Here is a 26,914-nt window from a genome sequence, read left to right as displayed (position 1 = left end):
GAAATGGCCCGCTGCTTGTCAGGAAACAGCGGGCGTCGACGCGTCAGGCGACTTTGCGCTTGCCTTCACGTTGCTCAAGGCCTTCGCGCACAAGCGGCAGGACATAACGGCCATAGTCGATGGCATCGTTGTAATTGTCGTATCCGCGAATAGAGATCAGATCGGCACCGAGATCGACATAGTCGAGGATGGAGTCGGCAATGGTCTGTGGTGAACCGACAAGCGCTGTCGACGCGCCGCTGGCATTGGTAGCGGTCACGGTCGGGTACCACAGCGCACGGTCATGCACGTCGCCACGTGCCGCGATCTGCAACAGGCGTTGCGAGCCGACATTGGCAGGTGCAGGCGCGGCTGGCGGCGCCTTGCCCAATCCCTTTTCGCGGTTGGCATTCAGCGCTTCCAGCACACGGTGTGCTTTGGCCCAGGCCAGATCGTCCGTTTCTGCGACGATAGGACGGAAGGTCACCCAGATGCGCGGGCGGTCTGTTCGCCCGGCCTTCTTGGCTTCGCCGTAAATGCGGTCGATCTGTTCTTTCGTTTCCGCAAGCGGCTCGCCCCAGAGGCCGAAAATATCCGCCAGCGATCCACCGATGCGATAGGCCGCATCGGACGATCCGCCGACCGAGACAGGGATCGTGCCATGGGTTGGACGCACGGCGTTGCGGAACTGTTTGAACTGGTAGTGCGTGCCATCGAAATCGAATGGCTCGTTGCTGGCCCAGGCCTGACGCAGAATACGGATATATTCTTCCAGCCGCTCGTAGCGCTGTTCCTTGGTCAGGAAGTCGCCTTCACGTGCCTGTTCCTGATCGCTGCCGCCTGCGATGAAGTGAACCACCACGCGCCCACCGCTCAGCTGATCCAGCGTCGCCAGAGCCTTGGCGGCGACGGTCGGGTAAATTGTGTTCGGTCGCAACGCGATGATGATCTTGATGTTTTTGGTATGGGCCGCAATCGTCGCGCCGATGGTAAAGGGGTCGTGCGATGACGATCCATAGGGCACGAGCGTATAGTTGAAGCCGTAATCATCCAGCGATCGGGCGTAGCGCACGAGAAAAGCCGGATCAATAGACGGGTCGGGGATCGGATCGAGTTCCGTGGATGGATTTGTAAAGGTAACGCTGATGAATTCCGTCGTCATGCCCTGTCCTCGCGGCTGATATTCGAAGAATGCCCAGAACCTAAGACCGGATACCCGTGTGAGAAAGACAGGCTGTTCTTTGTCTATAGAAATAATAGAAATAAAATTCCAATCCGGCCAGGATGATGAAAGCGTGCCGACGAGAGACTTTTGCTCATTTAAGCTCGTGCCGAGCGCCATAACTTTCGCGCCCTAACTGCGCCTCAATGGGCTTTTAGCTCCTCAACCAGTTCTTAACCCAGTGGCAGAGTTTGGTTGAGTGATCGGTGCAGTGGATCGTTTTTCAGGAACAAACGTTAACGCTGCGCCATTCATTATCCGAAAAGGGCAAACGGGCTGCTGCGGGTCAAGAATCAAACAGGAGAAAACAAAATGAAAAAAGCTTTTGCCGTAACCTTCGCCGCAATGACGCTGGGCCTCGGTGGCACCGCAAGCGCAATCGCTGCGGACCTCGCAACCTATCCCGAAGCGACATATCAGGACCAGGATGACCGCAACGGTGTCAAGATCGGTTACCTGACCTGCGACGTTGGTGGTGGCGTTGGTTATGTTATTGGCTCTGCCAAGGAACTTGATTGCACATTCCAGTCCACAATGGGCGCTCGCCGCACCGACCATTACAGCGGTGCGATCCGCAAGATGGGCGTTGACCTCGGCTTCACCACGCAGGGCCGCCTAGTTTGGGCCGTCTTCGCTCCGACTGCCGGTTACCATAAAGGCTCGCTCGGTGGCCTCTATCAGGGTGCTACAGCTGAAGCCACGGTAGGTCTCGGCGTTGGCGCAAACGTTCTGGTTGGCGGAACAGCCGGTTCCATCCAGCTTCAGACTGTCAGCGTCACAGGCCAGGTTGGTCTGAACCTTGCTGCAACGGGCACATCGGTCACGTTGAACCCAATCAACGGTTAATTGCGTTACGTCAATCTGACGCATCAACACCGCGCCCTTCTCGTCGTATAGACGGGGAGGGCGTTTTTATTTGGCAAAAGGATGAAACAAGATGACGAGAAAGCTGGGTGTTCTGACGGGCATCTGTCTCCTTCTGTCCATGTCCACTCTATGGGCGGACGGTGACCCGGAGCGCGGTGAGCGCGCTTTCAGCAAATGTTCCGCCTGCCACAGTATCGAGAACCCTCGTACCCGCATGGGGCCGCATCTCATGGGCGTCGTCGGCAGACCGGCAGGCTCCGTCGCGGATTATAATTATTCGCAGGCAATGAAGGATGCTGGTGCTGGCGGTCTGGTCTGGAACGACGAGAAGCTTCATGCCTTTCTGTCCAGCCCGAAAAAGACGGTTCCCGGCACGTCCATGCGCTTCTTCGGTCTCTGGAGCGACAGCGAAATCGATGATCTCATCGCTTATCTGAAAACGGTGCCTCTGCCGCCGCAGTGATCGTCAGGGCGATCCCTGCGCCAGTATTTCTTCGGCATCATCCAGAGACATCCGGTACACCTGGTTTGCGATCTCGAAACTGTAGCCGTTTCGGGCGAATGCGGAGATTTCCTTCTGCATTCTCTTCTGGTCGGCCTCTTCACGCCGGAATGGTCCGAAGCGGCGTTTTCGCGCCATGATCACAGCGGCATAGAGATCGTCGGCTTCGCTCAACGCCTGCGCGGTGATGTCTTTGCTGACACCTTTGATGCTGAGTTTTTGCGCAATCGCCCTGCGTGATTTACCGCCGCGAATGGCGGAGCGGGTGGCGATTTCGGCATAGGCGACGTCATCCAGCGCCTTGATGTCATAGGCGAATTTGACGGCAGCATTGGCCAGCGCTTCGATCTGTTCGGCGGTGATGTCTTCGAATTTCTGCTTTGCCTTGCGGGCAATGGCGTCGAACAATTGCCGCTCGGTCATCATCCGGCGTTCCAGCCGGTAGATGGTGGAGTTGCGCACCCAAGTCAGCATTCTGGCGGTGGGAGCACTCGGCGCTTCCGTTTGATCAGTCACCGAAATCAGTCCCTGTCGTCCATATCGATGAAAGCTGTCTAGGATAAAATCCGGCGATTGTTAAACCCAAATTGTTTGAAAGCCATCATGTCGCTGGAAGGGCGTAGACATTGATTGGGACTTCGAGGCCCCGCAGTGTATAGGCACCGATACTCTCGAAATCTCTGATGTTTCCCGCCATGTCCACAAATGTTTCCGACATCAGCACGGATCGTTTGATGTCCTTCGTCAGGCTTTCCAGCCGTGATGCGATGTTGACGGCAGGGCCGATGACGGTGAAATCCAGCCGGCTTTTCGAGCCGATATTGCCATACATGACATCGCCCACATGCACGCCAATGCCGTAACCAAGCGGCTCGTGGCCGCGCTTCATATTTGCTTCGTTCAGGGCTTCCAGATGGACTTGTGCTTCTTCGATGGCGGAAATTAAGTTTGCGCAGGCATTCGGGTTGCTCAGCGGGAAAATGGCGAGCAAGCCATCTCCCATGAATTTCAGAATTTCACCGCCAAATTTTTCGATGGGTTCCGACATCGCATCGAAATAGCCGTTGAGCAGTTCGATGACGTCGTCGCGTGGCCATAGGTCGGAAATATGGGTGAAATCGCGGAGGTCACAGATAAGGATTGCGGCACCGACGGTGGCGCCGCTGCCGCGTCGCGTCGCGCCATCCAGAATCGCCTGGCTGGCATGGGGGCCGACATAGGTCTCCAGCAATGTTCGCGCCATGCGGTTCTTGAGACGAATTTCTGATACCAGTGCGATGGCCGGAACAAGGCTGCGGAGCATGTCTATTTCTGCATCCGTAAACCCGCCCGGCCTGTCGCTGGAGAAGGTCACGACATGGCGCTTGTCGAACGTATGGTTTAGCGGCCATGCGCAATATTCCGTCAGCCCTTCTGCGCGCAGCTCGGCATAGATAGAATATTCCGGTCCGGTTGGTGGAATGTCCAGCCGGTAACGGATTTCTTCGGCTCCGGACTGTATTGCGTAGATCGGGCTGTTGCGAAATTCCTCCGAGTCTTCCATGCCATAGGCATAGGTCGTAAATTCCGCTTCCAAGCTACCCTTGGACCACAACATACGCGCGCCGCGCCATTGTGGATGCTGCACGAAAAAGTTCAGCGATGCGCGGGCGACGGCAACACCCGCAGCATTCAGCCGCTGGCAAAGCTCCACGAAGAGATTGTCGATGAAGCGCTGGTTGCTCGTTTCAAGCACCAGCCAGTTCAATATCTCATAGGGCTGCGATGGCCAGAATGGCTTCGGTGCAGGAGCGTGGGACAGGCCAGCGAGGTTTGCGTCTGTCATTTCAGTCTCACATGTCAGGTCATGGAATAGGAATGCGCATCACCAAAATGTTACATCGGGTGATCAGACCTGCATGTGGTATGCCGGAAAGCGGTTTTTAAGGGGGCGCGAAAAAACGCGCGTCGATCTGTGCGATTTTCTCGCCCGTCCTGGAGAACAACGACATCTCCGGAGCGACGGGCGAGGAAAAGCCCTCTTAGGTCAAGGGCAGGGTCAATGCATCAAACGATGCTGGCAAGCGGAATCTGCAAAGCCGCTGCGACCCGTTGGATATGCGACGGATTGTTGTCCAAGCCGTTTTCGAGGGCGACGATTTCCTGCACGGTCAGGCCACAGGTGATGGCCAGCTGCTCGACCGTGTAACCGGCGCTGTTTCTGGTTGCCGCAATTTTTTCGGCAAATGGTGCGTGTGTCTGATCGCTGGAATGAGGATGTGAAACAGATATTGTCATTATAATCTCCCTAGAATGGACATTGAATGGAACCGGTGTCCATCGGAGTTCCCGGCATTTAATGCGACCGCGCTGCATAAGGAGAGGGGATATGGTGCAGCGCAGCAGGAAAATAGCCATCTTTGCCGCGCTAGCAATAGTTAAATTTTAGTAAGAATTCTGAACGTCTGTTCATCTATGCGTATCGCGCTGTTTTTAAACCATATTGTTGGAGCGCATGTCCCGGCGAAAGTCGGATGGTGACATGCCCGCAACCTGCCGAAAAGCCTTGTTGAACGCGCTGACAGAACCGAAGCCGCTTTCCATGGCGACTTGCAGAATATTGTCGTTATCATTGATCAACATCGCCTGCGCGCGGGAAAGACGCAGGAGCGTCAGATACTTGATCAAAGTCATGCCGGTCGATTTGCGAAACAGGTTCATTGCATATTTGGGGTGAAGGCCTGCCGAGCGTGCGATATCCGTCGCATCGATATCCTCAAGAAAGTTCGCGGCTACAAAATCGCACATCCGCACGACGCTTAATGACGGCGAGCCCTCCGCATCGATGACCTTACCTTCTTGCGAGGCGGGCGAAACGACCGTGTAGGGTTCCATGAACATTCGCTCTACCCGCAACAGCAGTTCTTCCACCGCATTGTCGGCTTTCAGCGGATCATCAGAATTGGCATAGCGGAACCAGCGGGAAAAATTCTCGTCGTCGGAGGGGTCCGTTACCGAGGTCAGCATGGTCGCGCCGCCCATCAGCTTGGTGGAAACGGCAACGGGCAGCCGCATGCGAAAGAAGTGAAGCAACGGAAGGTGGGCTCCGGCGTAGAAAGAATCCTCGGAGGATTCGTCCATCTGGTGGGCCTGCCCGCCCCAGAACAGGCACATCTGCCCGGCCTCGACACGCAGGGAATGGTCGCCCATGCGGTAATGGACACTGCCTTGCATGATGTAATTGATCTCGATCTGGGCGTGCCAGTGGGGCATAAGCATGACGGGGGGATGGGTGCGGAAAAACTGCAGCTTGGTCGGGGTTCCTTCAATGCTGCTGGCACCGGGATGATAGACCGCTCTCTCCCTGATCTTACTTTCCGCCAAATCCATGTTCCCTTTCTACGAGACAGATATTATCCCGCCGCTAATCTGCCCGTGTCGTTGGAGGACGGCAATTGAAAAGGGAGGTTTTCAATGGGCTTTAAATTTATCGGCGCATCAGTGTCGCTTGCGCTGCTCGCTGCTGCACCCGCCGCCGCACAATCCACCACCATCACAATCTGGAGCTGGAACGTTGCGGCATCGGCGTTGAAATCCACGCTGGAAGGTTTCAACAAGAAATATCCCGATATCAAGGTCGATGTTCAGGATCTTGGAAATAACCAGGTTTACGACAAGTCGCTCGCCGCCTGCGCAGCCGGTGGAGAAGGTCTTCCGGACATTGTCACTGTGGAAAACTTCGAGGCAGAGGTGTTCTGGTCGCGCTTTCCAGATTGCTTTACGGATGTGACTGCACTCGGTTATACAGCTGAAAAGCAGGCGCTTTTCCCGGAGTTCAAGCGAACCGAACTTGAGGTCGATGGCATGGCCTACGCGGTGCCGTGGGATTCCGGCCCGGTTGCGATGTTCTACAGACGCGATTTTTATGAAAAGGCTGGCGTCGATCCCGCCGCGATCAAGACGTGGGATGATTTCATCGCTGCGGGTAAAAAGGTCATGGAGGCCAATCCCGGCACAGTGATGACACAGGCGGACTTCAACGGCGACAGCGAGTGGTTCCGCATGATCGCCAATGAACAGGGATGCGGTTACTTTTCGACCGATGGACAGAGCATCACCATCAACCAACCGGCTTGCGTGGCAACGCTTGAGAAGCTCAAGCAGATGAAGGACGCAGGCATTATCACTGCTGCGATCTGGGATGAAAAAATCCAGTCTAGTGTCGGCGGCAAGGCGGCAACGCAAATGTATGGTGGCTGGTACGAGGGAAGCATTCGCTCAAATGCCCCCGACTTGGCCGGAAAGTGGGGTGTCTACGCCATGCCGAGCCTTACGGCCGATGGTCCGCATGCGGCTAATCTTGGTGGCTCGTCCCTTGCAGTCAGCTCGGCCTCGCAACATAAAGAAGAGGCTTGGAAATTCATTGATTACGCCCTTCTGACCAATGAGGGGCAGGTTACGATGCTGAAATCCTTCGGTCTGGTCCCATCGCTCCTTTCGTCCGACAAAGACCCCTTCGTCAAACAGCCGCAACCCTTTTGGGGCGGTCAGGCCGTCTGGTCTGACATATTGGCCACCTTGCCGAAAATCGTGCCAAGCCGTGGCACGGCATTCCAGTCCGATGCCGAAGGTATCTACCGTGCCACCCAGACCAAATATCTGAGCGGTGGTTTCCCGGACGCCAAGACGGCGCTCGATGACGCTGCCAAGCAGATCGAGACTGCAACCGGCATTCCGGTTGCGCAATAGCTCCCAGGCCGACCGTTGCCGGACGCTTCCGCGGGGAAGCGTCCGGCTAAACTCTCTTCTGGCTTTGTGAGGTCGATATGCCGTTGCGCAACAGGGTCGCATATGCGTTTCTTGCCCCCTATCTCTTGATCTTCGCCACCTTCTGGCTGTGGCCGATCATCAATTCTTTTCTGCTGTCGTTCCAGAACACGCGCATCAACCCCTGGCGTTTTGCGCCGTCGATGAACTGGGGTCGCCTTATTGCGGACCCAGCCTTCTACAACGCCTTGCAGAACACGCTGATCATTCTGGTCGTGCAGGTGCCTGTCATGATTGCGCTGGCAACGATGATGGCGGTGTTGCTCAATTCGCCGCTTCTCAAGGCACGCCCGCTTTACCGTTTCGCCTTCTTCGCGCCCGTTGTTGTGGGTGAGGTGGCCTATGCTGCCGTGTTTCGCCTGATGTTCAGCGCCGATTTCGGCATTATCAATAAACTCATCACATCCGTTGGTCTTGCGCCCGTTGCTTGGTTCGACAATTCCACCGCTGCCATGGCACTCATCATCATCGCCGTCACATGGCGTTGGGCGGGTTATAATGCCATCATCATTCTGGCCGGTCTTCAGTCCATTCCCGGCGATGTCTATGAGGCCGCGCGTCTGGATAATGTCAGCAAGCGCCAGCAATTTCTTCATATCACGCTGCCGCTTCTCAAGCCCATCATCATGTTTTGCGTCGTGCTGTCGGTCATCGGCACCATGCAGCTGTTTACCGAACCCTTCCTCATCACCAACCGCGGCGGTCCCGGCGGCGCGACGGAGACGCTGGGTATTTTCCTTTATCGTCAGGGCTTTACGTCGCTTAACTTCGGCTATGCCTCGGCCATTGCCTATACGATTGCGGCCCTCGCCATCGTGATTTCGTTGTTTCAGCTATGGGTTGGGAGGGACGCGAAATGAAGTCCAAGTCGAGATCGCTGCTCTGGCAGAAAATCGCTCTCCACGCCGCACTCACGCCGCTTGCCATCATCTGGCTGTTTCCAATCTGGGTGATGTTCGTGTTCTCCACCATGCCGGATTACGGCATCTTCAGCCCGGAAATCGTGCTGCTGCCCTCGACGCATTTTTTGGAGAACTTCCGAAACCTTCAGGCGGATACGGATTTCCTGCGCGCCATGTCCATCTCCATCGGTGTGGCGGTTATCTACACGGTGCTGTCAGTCATGTTGACATCCATGGCGGGCTGGGCGCTGGCCCGTTACCGTTTTGCCGGGCGCTCGGTAGTGGTCGCCATCATTCTGGGCACGATCACACTGCCCTATGCCGTGGTCGTCATTCCGCAGTTCATCATGGTGGCGCGGGAGTTCAAGCTGGCAAACACCTGGGTCGCGCTGATCGTGCCGCCGCTGTTCAACTCGCTCGGCGTGCTGTTCATGCGGCAATCCTTTTCCATGATGCCGGGGGAGCTTTTCGATGCCGCAAGGGTCGAAGGCGTCAAGGAATGGCAGATTTTCCTGCGCATCGCCTTGCCGCTGGCACGGCCAACCATGGCGGCATTGTCGATCATACTCTTCCTCGCCTCGTGGAACAATTATCTCTGGCCGCTGCTCATCAATTCGCGGCCGGGTATGATGACGGCTCCGGTCGCGCTGGGAACGCTGATCGGCCTCACCAAGGTTTCCTGGGGCGGCATCATGGCCGGTGCCATGCTTTTGACCGCGCCCATCCTCGTCGTCTTCGTGCTGTTGCAGCGCCATTTCATCGCCGGCATTTCTGCCGGTGCCGTCAAGTAATCCGGGAGGAACCGCATGGCGGAACTGTCACTGAAAAATGTCATCAAACGTTACGGAGCTCTTGAGGTCATCCACGGTGCCGATCTGGAGATTGCCGATGGCGAATTCGTCGTCTTCGTCGGCCCCTCCGGCTGCGGCAAGTCTACTCTTCTGCGCATGATTGCCGGGCTGGAGGACATTTCCGGCGGGGAAATAAGCATTGGTGGCACTGTGGTCAACGATGCCGAGCCGATGGATCGCGGCATCGCCATGGTGTTTCAGTCCTATGCGCTTTATCCGCATATGACCGTGGAAGAGAACCTGTCTTTCGGGCTGCGGATGAACGGCAATCCAAAGGCTGACACGGAACAGCGCGTCCGTCGCGCTGCCGATATCCTGCAGATCAATGAGCTGATGCAGCGTCGGCCAAAGCAGCTTTCGGGCGGCCAACGGCAACGCGTCGCCATTGGCCGTGCCATCGTCCGTCAACCACGGGTCTTTCTATTCGATGAACCGCTTTCAAACCTCGATGCGGAGCTGCGCGTGCAGATGCGGGTGGAGATTTCCAGACTTCACAAGCAGCTTGGCACAACCATGATCTATGTCACCCATGACCAGACCGAGGCCATGACGCTGGCCGACAAGATCGTGGTTCTGCGGGCGGGCAGCATCGAGCAGGTCGGTGCGCCGCTCGATCTTTACGACGACCCCGCCAATCGTTTCGTGGCTGGTTTCGTCGGCTCCCCGAAGATGAATTTCCTGCCCGGCAAGGTCGTAGGTCAGACAGCGGATGGGGTGGTGGTTCAGGTGACGGACGATCCCGGCGTGACGCTGACGCTGCCGATCCATTCGGCGGTGGCGGTGGGCAGCGAGGTCGCCCTTGGTGTTCGGCCCGAGCATTTCGGTGATGTCGGCATCGGCGACGCCGATCTGACCGTCGAGATCGATGTGGCCGAGCATCTCGGCAATACGAGCTATGTCTATGCGCGTATGACCGGAGATATCCCGCTCATCATCGAGCGCCCGGAATCGCGGCACTCCAGCGACCAGCAACAGCTGACGGTCTCGATTTTCGCCAGCAAAACTTTTGTTTTTGACAGTGCCGGTGCCCGCCTGCGCTGACCATTTTCCCAAGACAGAAATGAGGAAACACATGACTGACGTTCAACCCATTCGTTGGGGCATCATCGGCCCCGGAACCATCGCCCGCACCTTCGCCGATGGCGTTGCCCACTCCAAAACGGGAAAGCTCGTGGCCATCGCCACCCGCAACCCGGAGAAGCCCGGCTTGGCGGAGGCCTTTCCGGGCGCACGCATCGTGCATGGGTATGAAGCTTTGCTGAGAGATGCTGAAGTCGATGCCATCTACATCGCAACGCCGCATACGGGCCATGCGGAATGGGCCATCAAGGCCGTGCGTGCGGGTAAACATGTGCTGGTCGAAAAGCCAATCGCGCTGTCCGCCTATGATGCGGATGTGATTTTTCATGAAGCGAAGAAGGCCGGTGTGTTTGCCGGTGAGGCCTATATGTACCGCCTGCATCCGCAGACGGCGAAGATCATCGAACTGGTGAGGAACGGCACGATTGGTGACGTCCGCATCATCCGCACCAGCTTCGGTTTCAACATGGGTGGCTTCAAGCCGGAGCATCGGCTGTTTGCCAATGATGCTGCTGGTGGCGGTATTCTCGATGTCGGCGGGTATCCCGTTTCCATGGCGCGTCTGATTGCTGGCGCGGCCTCAGGCACGTCGGTTCTGGAGCCGGAAAAAATCTCCGGCGTTGCCCATCTGGGGCAATCCGGCGTGGATGAATGGGCGTCTGCCGTTTTGAAATTCCCGAATGATATCATTGCCGAAGTTTCATGCTCCATCATGGCGCAACAGGACAATGTGCTTCGCATCATCGGCTCGCAAGGACGCATCGAAGTCGAAAACTTCTGGTTCGCCTCCGGCCACAAGGGCGGTGTCGGCAAGATTGAGATCATCAAGGGTGATGATAGACAGACTGTCGAGGTGCGCGAAGACGGCTGGCTTTACGCCTTTGAGGTCGATGCGGCAGGTGAGGCCATTCGTGCCGGATCGCCCGAGTTTGCCTATCCCGGCATGAGTTGGGCAGACAGCCTCGGCAATCTGCAGGTTATGGATCTGTGGCGCGCGTCGGTGGGTCTGGAATATGGCGTGGAAACCGCTGCCAAGCGCGTTTCGAATATCATCGGTGGGAAAGTTGTTGCGGGTAATGCCGTGCCCAAACGCAATATCCCCGGTCTTTCCAAGCCGGTATCGGTCGCAGCGCTGGGTTTCGAATTCTTCCCGAATTTCGCATCCGCTTCGCTCACACTCGACAATTTCTACGAGGCTGGCGGCAATCTTTTCGATACGGCCTATATCTATGGCAGCGGCAAGACCGAGAGCATTTTCGGAGACTGGCACACCAGCCGCAACGTGCCACGCGAGGATATCGTGCTGATCGGGAAGGGCGCGCATTCGCCACTTTGCTATCCGGATATGATCGGCAAGCAGCTCGACCAATCGCTTGAGCGCATGAAAACCGATTACGTCGATGTCTACTGCATGCACCGTGACAATACGGAGGTTCCGGTCGGCGAGTTCGTGGACGCCATGGATGCCGAGGTAAAACGCGGTCGCATTCGCGGCATTTTCGGCGGCTCCAACTGGACACGCGAGCGCATGGACGAAGCCAACGCTTATGCGCTGAAAAATGGCAAGACGGCGCCTGCTGCTCTTTCCAACAATTTCTCGCTGGCGGAAATGCTGGTCCCCATCTGGACAGGCTGCGTTGCCGCTTCAGATGATGGCTGGAAGGAATGGCAGCGGGAACGGCAGATCCCCAATTTCGCATGGTCGAGCCAGGGGCGCGGTTTCTTCACCGAGAAAGCCGGACGTGACAAGCTGGATGACGAGGAGATCGTACGCGTCTGGTATTCGGATCGCAACTTCGAGCGACGGGACCGTGCAATTCAGCTGGCAAAGGAACTGGGCCGAAGCCCGATCCACATTGCTCTGGCCTATGTCGTGGCCCAGCCCTTCCCGGTCATTCCGCTCATCGGCCCACGCACCGTTGCGGAACTGGAAGACAGCCTTTCAGCGCTCGATATCAAGCTGACGCCGGAACAGGTACGTTGGCTGGAGGCATAGCCGCCAAAAATATGAAGAGACCCTCGGGGAAAACCCGAGGGTACCCTTAAAGCCTTGATCTCACTGCAAGCTCTGTTTCAGCACATCTTCCGCTTCATAGATCGCGCAGACGATATGATAAAACGTGCTAGCAGGTGCGGGCTCATCAATCATCGGTGCATCCACGGGCCATTTATCGAACCACAGACCGGCAATCGGCGTATCGAGAAATGGTTGCACGGCGCCGATGGCGCGTACGGCTGATGTCAGGTAGCGATAGCGCTCTTCACCATGAGAAACTGAGGCTAGCCGCACGGCGGCTTTCAGCCACTCCGTCTGCGGCCATAGGCGTGCCAGCGGATCATGGGTGGTGAAGTCATCGTAGAGGCTCATGATCGCGACTTTGCGGCGCGGGCAAATCCCGTATTTTTCACCGATTTCGAACAGCCGCTTGGCCTTGGCAATCGCGCCTTTATCGTCACGTAAACTGCCCCAGCGTGTGAGCAGCCAAGCCCATTCAAACTGATGGCCGGGCTCCATGATCCGGCCCTTGTCGCCGGGCATCGGGTTCCAGTCGTGGTCGAAAAACTCACGCAGCCCACCGGATTGGGCGTCGATGAACTTGTCCATGGCAAGATGGGCAACGTCATCCGTCAACTGGTACCAAGGCCCATCAGGATCGACTTTTTCCCAAGCCAGCATGGCTTCGAAAAAATGCATATGCGGGTTGGAGCACAGCGGCTCGATTGGCGGGTTTGCTTCTTCAAAACCAGCGACCGGATGGGCATAGTCCTGTTGCAAAACCGCGAGGATGGAAAGTGCACGCTCGCGCATCTCATCCCGGCGCTCGGGAAAAACCATCGCCGTCTGCGCGGCGGCAAACAGGGCAAAGGCCTGATTGTAGAAATCGAATGTCGGATCGGTCAGCTTGCCGGAGGCATCGGCCAGATTACCGTAAAGACCGTTGTCCAGACGATAAACCTTGTCGAACCATGTCAGGCCGTGGTTGACGGCCTTTTGCCACTCGCCGTTCCAACCCTTCTGGCCAGCCGCCGCATAACAATAGGCTTGTCGTGGCTGCACGCGGGAACGGCGGTTATCGCCCAGCATCGGTTTCGCGTTCTGGCCAATGCGCTCGTAAAAACCGCCATCGGGTTTGGCGGCGCCGACCTCCCACCACATGGGCAGGGCATCTTCATCCAGCCAGCGGCGTAATCTCTTCACTTCGTCAGAAAGTTGGCTCGTTGCGCTCATCGGTTGATCTGCCATATCCATCCTGTTGCTGCCTGCTTTCTACGTCTGGTTCATTAAAACTGCATCAATGGCAATTCCCTGACGCACGCAAAGTTCCAATTAACGTCATGACGGCGTGTTTGGTTATGGCGGATTACATAACGTGTGAGCGAAATATGATATTGATAAATCAGTGGCCTCACGTATTTCATAGCCATGGTCTGGTCATATGTGATTCGTTATGCGCGCGACCTTGCCAGCATTGGTAATGTGGCGGGTGCAGCGGCGATAAAAAACGCTGCTTTTGTTCTATTGCCGAGTATCGCCGTGGTGCTTTCTGGCTGCAACAACCCAGGGGGCATCAGGCCTTCCGGCGCGCCTAAAATGCTGCCGCCTGAAGAAGCACTGATTTTCCCGCCGCCCGGTGGTCCTGAAATCATTAGCGTCATCAATCGTACATTCTCCAATGCCGTTCAGCAGGACGTGATTTTGCGCTCGGATGCGAGAACGCCCGGCCAGAATTATCTGAAGATCGAACTGTTTGGTCCGCAGCGCGCCGAAGATACCAGCAAGGATGGTTTGTCCAGCGGCAGCCTGCGCGCCTCGTCCATATCCCGTGAAATTCGCGCCGCAGTCCCGGGTGCAAGCCTCGCGACCTCGGCTGAATATCTGCAAAATGCCTATGGCGCATTTTCCTACGCATCAGGCAGAGGCTCGGGTGATGATACCTGCATCTATGCGTGGCAGCACATTCGCTCGCCCGTAGACATGCGGCAGGGTTTCAAAAATCTCGGTCGCATCAACGTCACGCTTCGGCTTTGCCAATCCGGGGTAACGGCGCGCGATCTGCTGACTGTGATGTATAATTATACGATTACCGGCAGCTATGATGCAGAAGGCTGGAACCCCTACGGCAACGCCCAGAAGCCAGCTGAGGGTATGGGCCGTTCCGGCAATCCGATCTATCCTGTAACGGCAAACGAGTTTCCCATGCAGCCGGGAATACAGACGCCATCTCGACCGCCGGTTCAGCAGACCAGCCGCCCCGTTATGCGTCAGGTCGTGGCGCAGCCCCAATCGCAACTGCCGCCAGAGCCGCAGCCGATCACCAATCCCGCGCCAGCGCGTGTCGTGATCCCTTCGCCAACGGTTGCATCTCCCACCATCGCGCGCCCGGCAGATGTGCCGAAACCGGGTGCCCGTGCAGAAACGAGACGTGTGGTCATCCCATCACCCGATTGCGCCTCATCGGGAGAGGGTTCGCAAAGATGCAATTAACCAATTTAGTATTGTCTTGCGTATAGAGCGTGCCGCGTCGTTATGGTCGAAAGACTGTCATTCCTGATCTCGAGGCAAGTGTCCTCCGGTTGATTTGAAAGCAAGGGTTTGCAGATGAGCAAGGCCATCTCCGTCATCGTCTGGATGCTCGTCTCGGTCTGCGTTCTGGTGATCGTCACGCTACCGGTCAGCTTGCAGACGCACCTCATCGCCACCGCGATCTCGCTGTTTCTGCTCGCCACCATCAAATCGCTGAACGGCAAGGGCGCATGGCGGCTGATCGGCCTTGGCTTCGGCACTGCCATCGTGCTGCGCTATGTCTATTGGCGCACGACCAGCACCCTGCCGCCCATCAACCAGCCGGAAAACTTCATTCCCGGTTTTCTGCTTTATCTCGCGGAAATGTATAGCGTGCTGATGCTGGCGCTAAGCCTTGTCATCGTGTCCATGCCGCTGCCATCGAGAAAGACGAGACCGGGGTCGCCGGGCTACGTGCCGACGGTCGATATATTCGTGCCGACCTATAATGAAGACGCCACACTCCTGGCCAACACGCTGTCGGCGGCGAAGAACATCGACTACCCCGCCGACAAATTTACTGTCTGGCTGCTGGATGATGGCGGCACGGTGCAGAAGCGAAACGCCTCCAACGTTCCCGACGCGCAAGCTGCCGCCCGGCGACATGAGGAGCTGAAAAAGCTCTGCGCAGATCTGGGCGTTAACTACCTCACGCGCGAGCGCAATGTCCACGCCAAGGCCGGTAATCTCAATAACGGGCTGGAGCATTCGACCGGCGAACTCATCACCGTATTCGATGCGGACCACGCGCCTGCGCGCGACTTTCTTCTGGAAACCGTGGGCTATTTCGATGAGGACGAAAGGCTGTTCCTCGTTCAGACCCCGCACTTCTTCCTCAATCCCGATCCCATCGAGCGAAATCTGCGCACTTTCGAAATCATGCCGAGTGAGAACGAGATGTTCTACGGCATCATTCAGCGCGGTCTCGACAAATGGAACGGCGCGTTTTTCTGCGGCTCCGCTGCCGTGTTGCGCCGAACTGCACTGAAAGAAACGGATGGTTTCAGCGGCGTCAGCATTACTGAAGATTGCGAAACGGCACTTGCCCTGCATTCGCGCGGCTGGCACAGCCTTTATGTGGATAAGCCTCTGATTGCCGGGCTTCAGCCCGCCACCTTTGCCAGCTTTATTGGCCAGCGCAGCCGCTGGGCACAGGGCATGATGCAAATTCTGATCTTCCGACAGCCGCTTTTCCGCCGTGGCCTCTCGTTCACCCAGCGCCTTTGCTACATGTCTTCGACGCTGTTCTGGCTCTTCCCGTTTCCGCGCACCATCTTCCTGTTTGCGCCGCTCTTCTACTTGTTTTTCGATCTTCAGATTTTCGTCGCGTCAGGCGGTGAGTTTCTGGCCTATACGGCTGCATACATGCTGGTTAACCTCATGATGCAGAATTTTCTCTATGGCAGTTTCCGATGGCCATGGATTTCCGAGCTTTATGAATATGTGCAGACGGTGCACCTTCTGCCTGCCGTCGTTTCGGTGATTTTCAATCCCTCGAAACCAACCTTCAAGGTTACGGCCAAGGATGAGTCCATCAGCGAGGCGCGGCTTTCCGAAATCAGCCGACCCTTCTTTGTGATTTTCGGCGTGCTGGTCATCGCCATGATTTTCGCGATCTACCGAATTTATGCCGAGCCCTATAAGGCAGACGTGACGCTGGTCGTGGGTGGCTGGAACCTGCTCAACATCATCTTTGCGGGCTGTGCGCTCGGGGTTGTCTCGGAACGCGAAGAAAAATCCGCTTCACGCCGTGTCACCGTCAAACGCCGGTGCGAATTGCAGATTGGCGATAGCGAGGCGTGGTTGCCGGCGACGGTGGAAAACGTTTCCGTTCACGGCATGCTCATCCACATTTTCGAGCCGGGTCTGGTGAATGTCGAAAAGGGCACCACAGCCACCATTCGCGTCAAACCTTATAGTGAGGGCGTACCGGAGACGATGGGTATCAACATCGTCCGCTCGGTCAAGAAGGATGGCTTCATTTCCGTGGGCAGCACATTCTCACCCCAGCAGGCGGTGGACCACCGGCTGATTGCGGATTTGATTTTTGCCAGCTCCGAACAGTGGAGCGAAATCCAGCGTGTTCGCAGAAAAAATCCCGGCCTGATCAAGGGCACCATCACATTCATGGCCATAGCGATCTTCCAGACGCAGCGCGGGCTTTATTATTTCTTCCGCTCGCTCAAGCCGGAACGGCAGACAAAACCCGCCTTGGGAACCGCGAAACCATGAGAAAGTCGCTTCTTCTCACCGCATGTCTGGCCTCCATTTCAACGCTGGTGTTTGCGCAGTCAGCGCCCTTCGATATGTCGCCGGAAAAACCGGCAACACCGCCCGCACCAGCGCGGCCCGCGCCCGTTGCACCAGTACCGCAGGTACAAACACCGGCCCCAGTCGCTCCCGCTGCGCCTGCCGCGCCCAGACCAATTCCGAGCGTTGCTGCACCTTCTGCTGTTCAGCCAGCAAGGGCGGCAACCGCCACAGCGCCCAGCAGCCCGGATGACAGGCGTCGGTATATTCTGCCTTTTCCAGACCTCAGCCTTGCCGGAGAAATAGACCAACGGCAGTGGACGCTTTATCTGACGCCGGAGCAGGCGAAGGCCGCCGTTTCCCTAAACGTCGGCTATCAGAACGCAATCGTTGTTGCACCTGAAAGCTCCAATCTGGAAGTCTCCGTCAACAATGTGCCACTGGAGCGTAAAAGCGTGTCTTCGCCGGATGGTGAGGGCAATGTGTCAATGACGATTCCGCCGGGCGCGCTGCAAGCGGGTGCGAATGCCATTTCGCTCGGCGTACAGCAGCGCCACCGCACGGATTGCACCATCCAGTCGACCTATGATCTCTGGACCGATGTCAGCCCCGCCAGTACCTATATCGCGTTCAATGCCGATGTCGGCAGCCGGTTCAGCACGATTGACGATATTCAGGCGACCGGTGCGGATCTCGCCGGTTTGACGGCAATCAATATCGTGGCCCCGGGGCTCGCCAATCCGGTCTCCGCACAGCCGCTTCTCAAGCTTGCTCAAGCACTAGCCCTTCGCACGCAGATGCCGAACCAACAGGTGACCTTTACGACGCGCCTGCCAACGGAACGCAAAGCCGGAACCCTGACCGTTCTTGCCGGAACGTCGCGCGAAATCGCCGCCGCCACGCAGTCGGTGCCGCCGGAAGCCTTGGCCGGTCCCTATGCGGGGTTTGAGAGCAACATCGTCAACGGCATTTCGGCGCTGATCGTCAGCGGCCCGACGCCGCAGACCATGCAGCTTGCCATCGACCAGCTAACCGCATCCGTGGAGCGCCCGGCGGGCGGCTCCCGCACTACGCTGTCAACCAAGGCATGGCATACGCCGGACGCGCCGCTGGTCATGTCCGACCGCCGCATTTCGCTCTCTGCTCTTGGGGTAAAAAGTACCGAATTTTCCGGCAGACGTTTCCGGACCGATTTCACCATTGGCGCACCTGCGGATTTCTACGCTGCCGCCTACGGCGAAGCGACCTTGCTGCTGGACGCTGCCTATTCCAACGAAATCCTGCCGGGTAGCCATATCGACATCTATGTCAACGGCAACATCGCCTCGACCGTGCCGATTTCCAACCGGGGCGGCGGCATTTTCCGTCACCTGCCCATCAATGTTACCCTTCGCCACTTCGTACCGGGAGTGAACACGATTGCAATCGAAGCCGTGTTGATGACGGATGCGGACACTGCCTGTTTGCCGGGGGCGGCTGCAAACCAGACGCCGCGTTTTGCGTTGTTCGACACCACGGAACTGCACATTCCCAATTACGCGATGATCGGTCGTGCGCCCGATCTTGCCGCCACCAATGGCGTTGGTCAGCCCTACCGCGCAAGCGATCAGCCCGTGGCCGTGTGGCTGGAGCGGGTGGATACGGACACCATGTCCGCAGCCGCCACGCTTTTGAGCCGACTGGCGCTTGCCGGGGGGCATCCGGTCCCTGTCGAACTCGTTGCAACGCCCGCTGCCGTGGGCGAGAGAAACGCGCTGTTCTTCGGCACGCTGGCACAGATGCCGCAGGCCTTGGTCAACCAACTCGACCTGGCTCCTGCAAGCCAGGTCGCCTGGAAGGAAAGCGCAAGTGCGGTTCAGCCCGCGCAGACGGACCAGCTTTTCGATGACTGGCGCGAGCGCGTGGATGGCGGCGTCTGGCAGGGGCAGATTTCCTCTTTCGAGGAATGGATGAAACGCAATTTCGACATCAGCTCCGATACGCTGCGCTTCCTTCCCGGTGCCGAGCAGATTTACACACCACCGGGCAATGTCTCCTTCATGCTGGCGCAGGGTATGAGCCCGGGGGGCCAAGGCGTTTGGACCATGGCGACGGCTCCGACCTCGGCGGATTTGCGCACCGGCATGGCGGCAATGGCCGAACAGAAACGCTGGAATACGATGGCCGGGCGTGTTGCGACCTATGATGCGACCGCCGACAAGGTGGACACGGTCGCTGCCGAGCAACCGAGCTTCATCGTTACCCGGCCTTTCACCTTCTCGAACTGGAGATTGATCGCGGCGAACTGGCTGTCCAGCAACACGCTATCCTATTCCCTTGTTTTCATTGGTTTTCTAACGCTGCTGGGTTGTGTCACCTTCCTGATGCTACGGGGCATGGGGCGTTACAAATGAAACACGTCTTCGGCCTTCCGTTCAAAGCCCTGGTGATGATGGCGATGATGCTTTTTCCAATCAGCGCAACAGCCGCCTCGGTAACGGAAGCCGACTGGACGACCTATAAGGCTGCATTTCTCGACCCTGCCGGGCGCATCGTTGACACAGCAAATAACAATATCAGCCACAGCGAAGGGCAGGGCTACGGCATGTGGCTTGCCGTGCTGGCCGACGCGCCAGCGGATTTCGAACTGATCTGGTCTTTCACGAAAACGGAACTGCTCGTTCGGGATGATGGGCTGGCCGCATGGAAATGGGACCCGCAAACGGACCCGCATATTTCTGACATCAACAATGCGACGGATGGCGACATTCTGATTGCCTACGCCTTGGCGCTCGCAGCCAAGCAATGGGGTAAGCCGGATTACGCCGACACTGCCCGCTCAATAGCACGCACCGTGCTTGCCAAAACGGTCGTCCAGCGGGGAGTGCGCACGCTTCTCCTGCCGGGTACAGCCGGTTTTGCGGAAGCTGACCGGCCCGATGGCCCGGTCGTAAACCCATCCTATTTTATTTTCGAAGCCTTCCCCGTTTTGAACGAGCTTGTCCCGTCGCCGCTCTGGGCTGCTCTGACCAAGGACGGCGTCGCCCAAATCGCGGCCTATTCCTTCGGCCCGAGGAAGCTTCCGGCAGATTGGGTTTCCGTGAAAGCCAAGCCAAGGCCAGCCGACGGTTTTCCGCAGGAATTCGGATATAACTCGGTCAGAATACCGCTTTATCTGGCACGCGCAGGATTGGGAGATGCGAAGCTTCTGGAACGGTTGGGGGCGGGAACGGTGATCGACGGCGGCAATATGGCAACCTTCGATCTGCGCACGGGAGCGACGAAGGATGTGTTGTCGGATGCGGGATATCGGATCATTCCAGCGCTTTTGGCCTGCGTAACCCATAAAATACCCATTCCAGATGATCTTCGTCGCTTCACGTCAACACTTTATTATCCATCTACGTTGCATCTCTTGGCTTTGTCATTCGCGACTCAGCATCAGGAGTGCTTGTGATCGGAAAGCCGCTTTACATATCAGCCGCGATATTGGCTCTGTGTGGTGTTACCGCATACCAGTGGCGCGATGAGCTGTTGGGTAGGGTTTCGCGTCTTCACACGACAGGTTCGATAGAGGCTGGCGAGCTTGGCGGACGCTCGCCTGCCGGGCAGCTTCCGATGACAGGCAATGCCAAGGCACCGCTGGCGACAAGCCGCGTGGCGCAAACGGAGGGTTCAACCCCGCCGGTCACCGTGCCTGCTTTGGGCAGTTCGCAAGATACGACACTGGCGCAGGCACCCCGTCGGGCCCCGCCCAGTCAAACGCCAACGCCGCCAGCAGCAACCCAGCCTCCCGTGGTGGATGAAAGCGCGCTGCGATACTTCGCAAGCCAGGGCGATACAGTCAGGCTTCAGGCAGAAATTGCCCGGTTGAGAGCGCTCTATCCGCAATGGACGCCTCCCGCAGATCCGATGGCTGTTCCGGAGCAGGGCGATCCGCAGCTGGAAACCATGTGGCAGCTTTACGCCAATGGTCGCTATGCCGAGGTGCGAAAGGCCATCGCCGACAGGCGGGCTGCAGATGCCAACTGGCAGCCACCCACCAATCTCACGGATATGCTGACGCTGGCCGAGGCACGGCAAAGGCTGGTCAACTCGTCCGATCTCAAGCAATACAACGCGGTGGTCGAGACGGCGGCAGCCAACCCCGGACTGCTGACCTGCGGCGAGGTGGATGTGCTGTGGCGCCTGGCGGAAGCCTTCGTCCGCATTGATAAGCCCGAGCGCGGGCGTGACGCCTATAATTACATTCTCGGCAATTGCGATGGTCCGAGCGAACGTCTCGCGACTGTTCAGAAAGCATCTGCTCTCTTGCCGATGGCGATGATGAGCGACCTTCTGGCAAGGGAAAGACCGGGTGCGGACGGGCAACTGGAGTTCGAGCCGATCAAGGACGATCTTGCTCGTCAATTCGTGGCCAATGCCGGTGAGAACAAGGACGTCACCGTTCCTCCCGCATATCTGTCCCGGCTGGAGCGGGCTGCCGAAACCAGCAAGCTGGCCAGTGATGCGCTGTTGCTGGGCTGGTACAATCTTCGCCGCGAAAAAAATCAGGATGCGGAAAAATGGTTCCAGCAGGCCAAACAGGCCGAGGATTCCGCATCTGCATCTCAAGGCTTCGCCCTCGCACTGATTGCCCGCGATGAGCCGCGCGAAGCCGAAGACGCCATGTATGAATGGCGCGATTCGTCTGACGATGCGCGTAAAACCTATCTTGCCGCAACGGCCAATCTTCTCGCGCTAGAGCCCCCCGTCGCTCTGGAGCCGGAGGTTCTGAAGCGAATTGCTGATGAAACCGTTGCCCAGAAGGATGCGGCAACCGCACAGGAATTTGGCTGGTATTCGCGCGCATTTTTGCAGCCGCAACTGGCTGTGCAATGGTTCACCACTGCTCTCGGCTGGAAGGCCGATGATGAGGCTTCGGCCTATGGTTTGGCCTTGTCCTATCAGGACTTGAACAATGTCGCGGAGGTCCGCCGCCTCCAGCAGGAATGGGGTGCGCAGTCGGAACGCATTCTTGCTGTCGGAAGACCAGAGCCTACTGCTTCGCAACGCGTGGGCAGCAGCCAACCGGGCCGGGCTCCGTTACAGCAGCATGCTGCCCAGGCACAGCCCACCAATGTCGTGTATCAGCAGAACCCCAATGCCGCCGTGCCACGGCAGGGGCGTGTCGTTGTGGCACAGAGCCAAGCCGCGCGCAAATCAACCGGTTGCGCTGCGACCTTCAACCCGGATGGCCTTCCGCCGCAGCAAGCCTTGCAGCAGGGCTGGTGCCTGATGGACGCCAACCGTCCCGCGGAAGCGTTGAAGGCTTTCGGTGCCGCGCTGAAAACCGGCCAATCGACGGTCAGAAGTGACGCCGCCTATGGTCAAAGCCTCGCCTATCTACGCATGGGTCTGACGGATAATGCCGCCGTTTCCGCCACCAAATCCGGCATGGACAAGACCAAGGCGACAGAGCTTCAGATCGCGATCCTTACTGATCGCGCACTAGCCGCATACAACAACGGCCAATATGAAAAGGCGCTCATCCTGCTCGATCAACGCGCTCGTTTCGCCACAGAACGTAATGATCTGATGGTGATCCGCGGTTACGCGTACCTGAATCTCAATCGTTATGCCGAAGCCGTGCAGGTTTTCGAAGGACCGGCATCCACGGGCCATAGAGACGCCGTCAGAGGATTGGCTGCGGCATTGGATGCGCGCCCCAGCAAGGGTCCGCGCGGCGGTTAACACACCTTAGCGTTATTTCCAGACAGTTTTCATGGAATTCATTGAAAGTTCATGTGGCGGGTTATATGTGCTTTTCAGATAGTCATCTCTGAAAGACCGCGATGCTTACGAAAAAGGGAAAATACGGGCTGAAAGCCATGATCGACCTTGCCAGTCTGGCGCAGGGCGAGACCGCTTTCGTGAGCGAGATCGCAGCGCGCAACAATATCCCTAAGAAGTTTCTGGATGCCATTCTGCTGGAACTGCGCAATGAAGGCATGCTGCGGTCCAAGAAAGGCCCCGGCGGCGGATATGCCCTTTCGAAAGCAGCATCCGATATTTATATCGGTCAGGTCGTCCGTGCGTTGGACGGGCCTTTGGCACCCATTCGCTGCGCTAGCCGCACGGCTTTCGAGGCCTGCGATGACTGTTCGGATCCGCAGACCTGTCAGGTGCGCCGGTCCATGACCGACGTCCGCGATGCCATGGCTGCGGTTTTGGACAATATGACGCTGGAGCAGTTTGCGGCAAACACTGCAGAGCAACCGGCTGAACGCTCGGCGTAAGTCAGAGATGAGAGGCGTTTAAAGCGCCGCGATATTCGCATATTTCCCGCCGTGATAGATTAGCGGAAAGCCCTCACTCCGTTCAACCGACAGAACACGCCCGAGGATGATTGCGTGCGTATGGCGTTCGATGACGTCCTCGACGGCGCAGTCGATAGCGGCCAGTGAACCTTTGAGTGCGAACGCTCCGCTTTCCAGAGTGAACCATTCGGCATCGCTATAACGATCCACACCCTTCAACCCACCGACGCCCGCAAAGCGGGACGCGACATCCTGCTGGGTGGCGGAGAGGATATTGACACAGAAGTGGTTGTAGCGCGCAATCACCGGCCAGGTGGATGACGACTTGTTGATGTTCACGATCATGGTTGCCGGTTCCATGGAAAGCGCCGTTGCCGACGTCACCGTTGCTCCTGTGCGGCTTGCGCCCGTACCAGCCGTAATGACGGAAACGCCACCTGCCAGACTGCGCATTGCAGCCTTCAACTCGTTGGAATCGAATGCCGCTCTTTCACGTTCTTCGTGAAGGTAAGTTACCGTCGCCGTCATCGTGTCCATCTCCAAAAGCTTCAAGGCCCCACGCTTGAACGATATCAGCGCAGGTATGGAGCGAGGAGCGAAAGGATTTCATTGTTGATTGATTTTGTAGAAATCTATTGTGGTCTGAGGGCTTTTGACGCGCATGAGCGTGTTAGTCCGTGAGATTTCTGATGGTGCGCATGAATATTCTCGCACCGGTTTCGATCAATGCGTCGGGAAAATCATAATCAGGGTTATGCAGGTTCGGGTGGTCCATCCCGGCACCAAGAAAGAACATGGCTGATTTCGATACCGCGCCAAAACGTCCAAAGTCTTCGGAAGCGCGCATCGGCAGGTTTCGCCCGTCATGCGGCACCTTTTCCTCATCCAGCGCCCGGTGCAGTTGCGCGACAGCCTCGGCGTCATTTTCACAATGCTGGAAAACATCGTCATAGACGATGTCGAGCGTCAGGCCGTTTGCCGCCGCAGCGTCCGTCGCAAGCTTTTCCGCTGCCTCGCGAAGTTCTGCCATGCGCTCGTCCGTCAACGTTCTCAGCGTTGCCCATATTTCTCCATCGGCGGGCGCAATGCCGAAGGCGGCTTCGCCCATGACGGCGTGCGTTATCGTCACCATCTTGAAATCCGGCTGCGGAGGCATGCCGTGACCGAGGCCGGAGAGGGCGGGCATGAGCGTGGCAATGGCCTGCATGGGCGAAATGCCGTGTTCGGGTGATGAGGCATGCGCAGTCTTGCCCATCAGCCTAATCTTCATCCCGCGCGACGCGCAGTTGACCGGTCCTGAAATCAGCGAGACATGGCCGAATGGCAGGCCGGGCAGATTGTGCAAGGAAAAGGCATAGTCTGGCCTGATGTCCTGAAACGAGGGATCGGCAAGAACGGCTGCCGCACCGGCTCCGGTCTCCTCGGCTGGCTGAAACAGCAGCACGACCTTGCCGCTTTTTGGGCGCTGCCGTGATATGCCGCGCGCAAGGGCGAGCAGAATCGTTGAGTGCCCATCATGGCCGCAAAGATGTCCATGTCCATCGATTGTGGAGCGGTGAGGGACATCGGTTTTCTCAAAGATCGGCAGGGCGTCGAGTTCGGAGCGAATGAGGATGGTCGGGCCATCGATGCCGCTTTCGAAGATCGCAGCCACCCCGTGACCACCCAGGTTCGTCAGAACTTTGTCGGGCGGGGAGGCTTCCAAGGCGGTGCATATGCGGCGTGCCGTCTCCCGCTCCTCACCGGAAACTTCCGGATGGCGATGCAGGTCGTGGCGGATATCCACGAGTTCAACCAGATCTCGGTTTGATAGAAACATGATACCCCGCAGAAACGGCATTCAGGAAAACGCCATTTCTACAGCTTCATTGCATCAATGCAAAACCTTCGGCGGCACCCAGCGGCGATTTTGTTCACTTTCACGCCCTGTAACGATAACCGAACCGGCGAGTGTCGAAGCTGGCGCTACAGACATTCTGATGCGCGCAAGCGCTGCCTTGGCTTTTTCGGCATATTCCATATTCACCGTATCGTCGGAATGGTAGCTCTGCAGCTTCTCGAAAATCGCCGCGGCTTCGTTACGTCTCCCCGCGGCCACGAGAGCAATGCCGCATTTATAGAGCGCTTCGCGGTGGAACGGAGCGCGGGTGGTGACATCCTGAAAGGCTTTGACGGCACCGGGATAATCTTTTTGCGCAAGCCGCGTTTCGCCGAGCCGCAGCAGAGCGGGCACAGGATCTGCAACCGATCTGCTGATGGAAAGATAGGATATTTCCGCCTCGTGGAAATCGCCTTTCTCGAAAAGCAGATTGGCGAGGCCAAATTCCGCGCCGCTGTGGTCCGGTACGGTTTCCAGCACTTGCCGGAAAGCGACCTCGGACTGGGCTTTGGCCCCAGTTTTGTAGAGCCTCAACGCTTGCTCATAGACGAAGCGCACGCTGAAAGGATGCAGCTTGTCCTGAAGGTTTTCGCCGGAACGCGTCTTGAATAGTGTGCAGGTGATAGGCCTTTCCTGCGGGCCGAACATGTATTTGTAGGGCTCGTTGCCACGTAGAAAGTCATACTCCTTGAAGCCCATGTCTATGGCCCGGCGAATGCAATATCCATGTAATATCAGACCTGGTGAGGGGGTCGTCCAGCTTTCGTCACGTCCGGTAATATAGAAAAGCACGACGCCCTTCTGCCGGTCCAGGATGTTGGCGAGCGCGCCGAGCGGCCTTTCGCCATGCCACAGCACCGGCAAGTCCAAAGTGCCATCCGCAAAGCAATCCATCAGCATCTCGCGGGTCGCATAGATCAGCTTTTCGGTCCGCTCCTTGCCCTTGAACGGTGCCCATTTGGTGCGCCAGAGATCGAACAGAATGTCCATGTCCCGATCTATCGTCTCTGGTGTGGCGAAGGTGATGCGGTAGCTGTCGTCGCTTTCCACCTTGCGCAGAAACCGCCGCAGCTTCTGCCGCGTCTGGCTGCTCATATGGGTTTCCAGATATTCATCGAACGTCGCGGGCAGCGTCACCACCGGGCAGACGCAATTGTTGATATTGTTGGGGCTCTTCGGCGTGCTGTCCCGGAACATGACCAACGGTCCCTGCAAAGCCCTGACCATGGCATCACGACGCGTCGGTGGGCCGCAGAGATAATCCAGTTTCAGATGCGTCCAGCGCTGCTCCTTGATAAAGGCGCAGAAACCGACCACGGCATTGTTTTCATATTCCGGTCGCGTGATGAAGCCCGTATAATCTGCCGCAAAATTGCCAGCCATGATGATTTCATCGAAGAAGCGGCCAGTTTTCTTGTCTTGTTGGGTGACGACGCGCAGGGGAAAGAAGGCCACATAGGGGGAACCCTCTGGCTTTTCGCGCAAAGCCAGAATGAACCAGCGCCCGCGCCGCGAGAGATAGGCCCTCAGCCATATCCAAGACAGGAAATGCTGAGCATAGGGGTCAACCGCAAAGACAGCATCCCAACTTTCGCGAATGGCCTCAAAGCCCGCCCGTGTATCAATCACGTCAATGCGCATAGTCCCCTCCCAATACGATTTACGGTAGCTTTGGGAGGTCTCATTCTAGGGGGAAATATCTGGCGGCAAATATTCCGTTCGGGTTAGAACGGG

The 26,914-nt window shown here is 57.4% G+C and carries 22 protein-coding genes; 13 read left to right on the top strand and 9 right to left on the bottom strand.

Annotation, left to right across the window (positions count from 1 at the left end; genetic code table 11):
- Nucleotides 1–43 precede the first annotated feature (43 nt).
- Nucleotides 44–1,141, bottom strand: a complete 1,098-nt coding sequence (locus tag ABUK73_RS06960; protein ID WP_353576642.1) for an LLM class flavin-dependent oxidoreductase — start codon at nucleotides 1,139–1,141, stop codon at nucleotides 44–46.
- 372 nt (nucleotides 1,142–1,513) lie between these two features.
- Between ABUK73_RS06960 and ABUK73_RS06955 the strand changes: the two genes are divergently transcribed.
- Both ABUK73_RS06955 and ABUK73_RS06950 read left to right on the top strand, forming a co-directional pair.
- On the top strand, nucleotides 1,514–2,047 hold the full coding sequence (locus ABUK73_RS06955) for a DUF992 domain-containing protein (protein ID WP_113089022.1): 534 nt from the start codon (nucleotides 1,514–1,516) through the stop codon (nucleotides 2,045–2,047).
- Between the two features lie 91 nt (nucleotides 2,048–2,138).
- Nucleotides 2,139–2,531: a c-type cytochrome gene (locus ABUK73_RS06950; RefSeq protein ID WP_454892333.1), complete on the top strand. Its 393-nt coding sequence runs from the start codon at nucleotides 2,139–2,141 to the stop codon at nucleotides 2,529–2,531.
- A 3-nt stretch (nucleotides 2,532–2,534) separates the two neighbouring features.
- On the opposite strand, the gene recX is transcribed toward ABUK73_RS06950, so the two are convergent.
- The 4 genes from recX to ABUK73_RS06930 all read right to left on the bottom strand — a co-directional run bounded on the left by recX (nucleotide 2,535) and on the right by ABUK73_RS06930 (nucleotide 5,939).
- A complete protein-coding gene (recX, locus tag ABUK73_RS06945; protein ID WP_353576641.1) occupies nucleotides 2,535–3,086 on the bottom strand; it encodes a recombination regulator RecX in 552 nt (183 codons plus the stop codon).
- 85 nt (nucleotides 3,087–3,171) lie between these two features.
- Entirely contained in the window at nucleotides 3,172–4,395 is a 1,224-nt protein-coding gene (locus ABUK73_RS06940; RefSeq protein WP_353576640.1) for an adenylate/guanylate cyclase domain-containing protein, read from the bottom strand.
- 221 nt (nucleotides 4,396–4,616) lie between these two features.
- A complete protein-coding gene (locus ABUK73_RS06935) occupies nucleotides 4,617–4,847 on the bottom strand; it encodes a helix-turn-helix domain-containing protein (protein ID WP_113089026.1) in 231 nt (76 codons plus the stop codon).
- Nucleotides 4,848–5,042: 195 nt separating this feature from the next.
- Nucleotides 5,043–5,939 (bottom strand): helix-turn-helix domain-containing protein, encoded by an 897-nt coding sequence (locus tag ABUK73_RS06930; RefSeq protein WP_353576639.1) that lies wholly within the window; start codon nucleotides 5,937–5,939, stop codon nucleotides 5,043–5,045.
- 84 nt (nucleotides 5,940–6,023) lie between these two features.
- Here ABUK73_RS06930 and ABUK73_RS06925 point away from each other — a divergent pair, with 84 nt between their 5' ends.
- The 5 genes from ABUK73_RS06925 (at nucleotide 6,024) to ABUK73_RS06905 (ending at nucleotide 12,205) form a co-directional block, all read left to right on the top strand.
- Nucleotides 6,024–7,298 (top strand): ABC transporter substrate-binding protein, encoded by a 1,275-nt coding sequence (locus tag ABUK73_RS06925; protein WP_353576638.1) that lies wholly within the window; start codon nucleotides 6,024–6,026, stop codon nucleotides 7,296–7,298.
- Nucleotides 7,299–7,375: 77 nt separating this feature from the next.
- A complete protein-coding gene (locus ABUK73_RS06920) occupies nucleotides 7,376–8,236 on the top strand; it encodes a carbohydrate ABC transporter permease (protein ID WP_353576637.1) in 861 nt (286 codons plus the stop codon).
- Nucleotides 8,233–9,069, top strand: a complete 837-nt coding sequence (locus ABUK73_RS06915; protein ID WP_113089029.1) for a carbohydrate ABC transporter permease — start codon at nucleotides 8,233–8,235, stop codon at nucleotides 9,067–9,069. Before ABUK73_RS06920 ends, ABUK73_RS06915 begins: the two co-directional genes overlap by 4 nt.
- A gap of 15 nt (nucleotides 9,070–9,084) precedes the next feature.
- Entirely contained in the window at nucleotides 9,085–10,170 is a 1,086-nt protein-coding gene (locus ABUK73_RS06910; RefSeq protein WP_353576636.1) for an ABC transporter ATP-binding protein, read from the top strand.
- 31 nt (nucleotides 10,171–10,201) lie between these two features.
- Nucleotides 10,202–12,205, top strand: a complete 2,004-nt coding sequence (locus ABUK73_RS06905; RefSeq protein ID WP_353576635.1) for an aldo/keto reductase — start codon at nucleotides 10,202–10,204, stop codon at nucleotides 12,203–12,205.
- 60 nt (nucleotides 12,206–12,265) lie between these two features.
- Here ABUK73_RS06905 and ABUK73_RS06900 read toward each other — a convergent pair whose 3' ends face one another.
- On the bottom strand, nucleotides 12,266–13,438 hold the full coding sequence (locus ABUK73_RS06900; RefSeq protein ID WP_353576634.1) for an AGE family epimerase/isomerase: 1,173 nt from the start codon (nucleotides 13,436–13,438) through the stop codon (nucleotides 12,266–12,268).
- Between the two features lie 363 nt (nucleotides 13,439–13,801).
- Here ABUK73_RS06900 and bcsN point away from each other — a divergent pair, with 363 nt between their 5' ends.
- The 6 genes from bcsN to ABUK73_RS06870 all read left to right on the top strand — a co-directional run bounded on the left by bcsN (nucleotide 13,802) and on the right by ABUK73_RS06870 (nucleotide 23,280).
- Nucleotides 13,802–14,695 carry a cellulose biosynthesis protein BcsN gene (gene bcsN / locus ABUK73_RS06895; RefSeq protein ID WP_353576633.1) on the top strand — a complete coding sequence of 298 codons (894 nt, stop codon included), beginning with the start codon at nucleotides 13,802–13,804 and terminating at the stop codon, nucleotides 14,693–14,695.
- Nucleotides 14,696–14,809: 114 nt separating this feature from the next.
- Complete coding sequence (bcsA, locus tag ABUK73_RS06890) at nucleotides 14,810–17,005, top strand: UDP-forming cellulose synthase catalytic subunit (RefSeq protein WP_353576632.1); 2,196 nt, start codon at nucleotides 14,810–14,812, stop codon at nucleotides 17,003–17,005.
- Entirely contained in the window at nucleotides 17,002–19,416 is a 2,415-nt protein-coding gene (locus ABUK73_RS06885; protein WP_353576631.1) for a cellulose biosynthesis cyclic di-GMP-binding regulatory protein BcsB, read from the top strand. The genes bcsA and ABUK73_RS06885 overlap by 4 nt, the downstream gene beginning before the upstream one ends.
- Nucleotides 19,413–20,459 carry a glycosyl hydrolase family 8 gene (locus ABUK73_RS06880; RefSeq protein WP_353576630.1) on the top strand — a complete coding sequence of 349 codons (1,047 nt, stop codon included), beginning with the start codon at nucleotides 19,413–19,415 and terminating at the stop codon, nucleotides 20,457–20,459. The genes ABUK73_RS06885 and ABUK73_RS06880 overlap by 4 nt, the downstream gene beginning before the upstream one ends.
- Entirely contained in the window at nucleotides 20,459–22,735 is a 2,277-nt protein-coding gene (locus tag ABUK73_RS06875; protein ID WP_353576752.1) for a cellulose synthase, read from the top strand. The genes ABUK73_RS06880 and ABUK73_RS06875 overlap by 1 nt, the downstream gene beginning before the upstream one ends.
- A 101-nt stretch (nucleotides 22,736–22,836) precedes the next feature.
- The gene (locus ABUK73_RS06870; RefSeq protein WP_353576629.1) at nucleotides 22,837–23,280 is read left to right on the top strand and encodes an RrF2 family transcriptional regulator; all 444 of its coding nucleotides are present in this window, start codon (nucleotides 22,837–22,839) and stop codon (nucleotides 23,278–23,280) included.
- Between the two features lie 18 nt (nucleotides 23,281–23,298).
- On the opposite strand, the gene ABUK73_RS06865 is transcribed toward ABUK73_RS06870, so the two are convergent.
- The 3 genes from ABUK73_RS06865 to ABUK73_RS06855 form a co-directional block, all read right to left on the bottom strand.
- Nucleotides 23,299–23,829, bottom strand: coding sequence for a flavin reductase family protein (locus tag ABUK73_RS06865; protein ID WP_353576628.1), 531 nt, complete (start codon nucleotides 23,827–23,829; stop codon nucleotides 23,299–23,301).
- Nucleotides 23,830–23,971: 142 nt separating this feature from the next.
- A complete protein-coding gene (locus ABUK73_RS06860; RefSeq protein WP_353576627.1) occupies nucleotides 23,972–25,120 on the bottom strand; it encodes an amidohydrolase in 1,149 nt (382 codons plus the stop codon).
- Nucleotides 25,121–25,174: 54 nt separating this feature from the next.
- Nucleotides 25,175–26,821 carry a GNAT family N-acetyltransferase gene (locus tag ABUK73_RS06855; RefSeq protein ID WP_353576626.1) on the bottom strand — a complete coding sequence of 549 codons (1,647 nt, stop codon included), beginning with the start codon at nucleotides 26,819–26,821 and terminating at the stop codon, nucleotides 25,175–25,177.
- Nucleotides 26,822–26,914 lie beyond the last annotated feature (93 nt).

Source organism: Agrobacterium vacciniicorymbosi (assembly GCF_040427045.1).
Taxonomy (GTDB): domain Bacteria; phylum Pseudomonadota; class Alphaproteobacteria; order Rhizobiales; family Rhizobiaceae; genus Agrobacterium.
The sequence above is the reverse complement of the archived record's forward strand: the minus strand, read 5'-3'. Positions and strand labels throughout refer to the sequence as shown.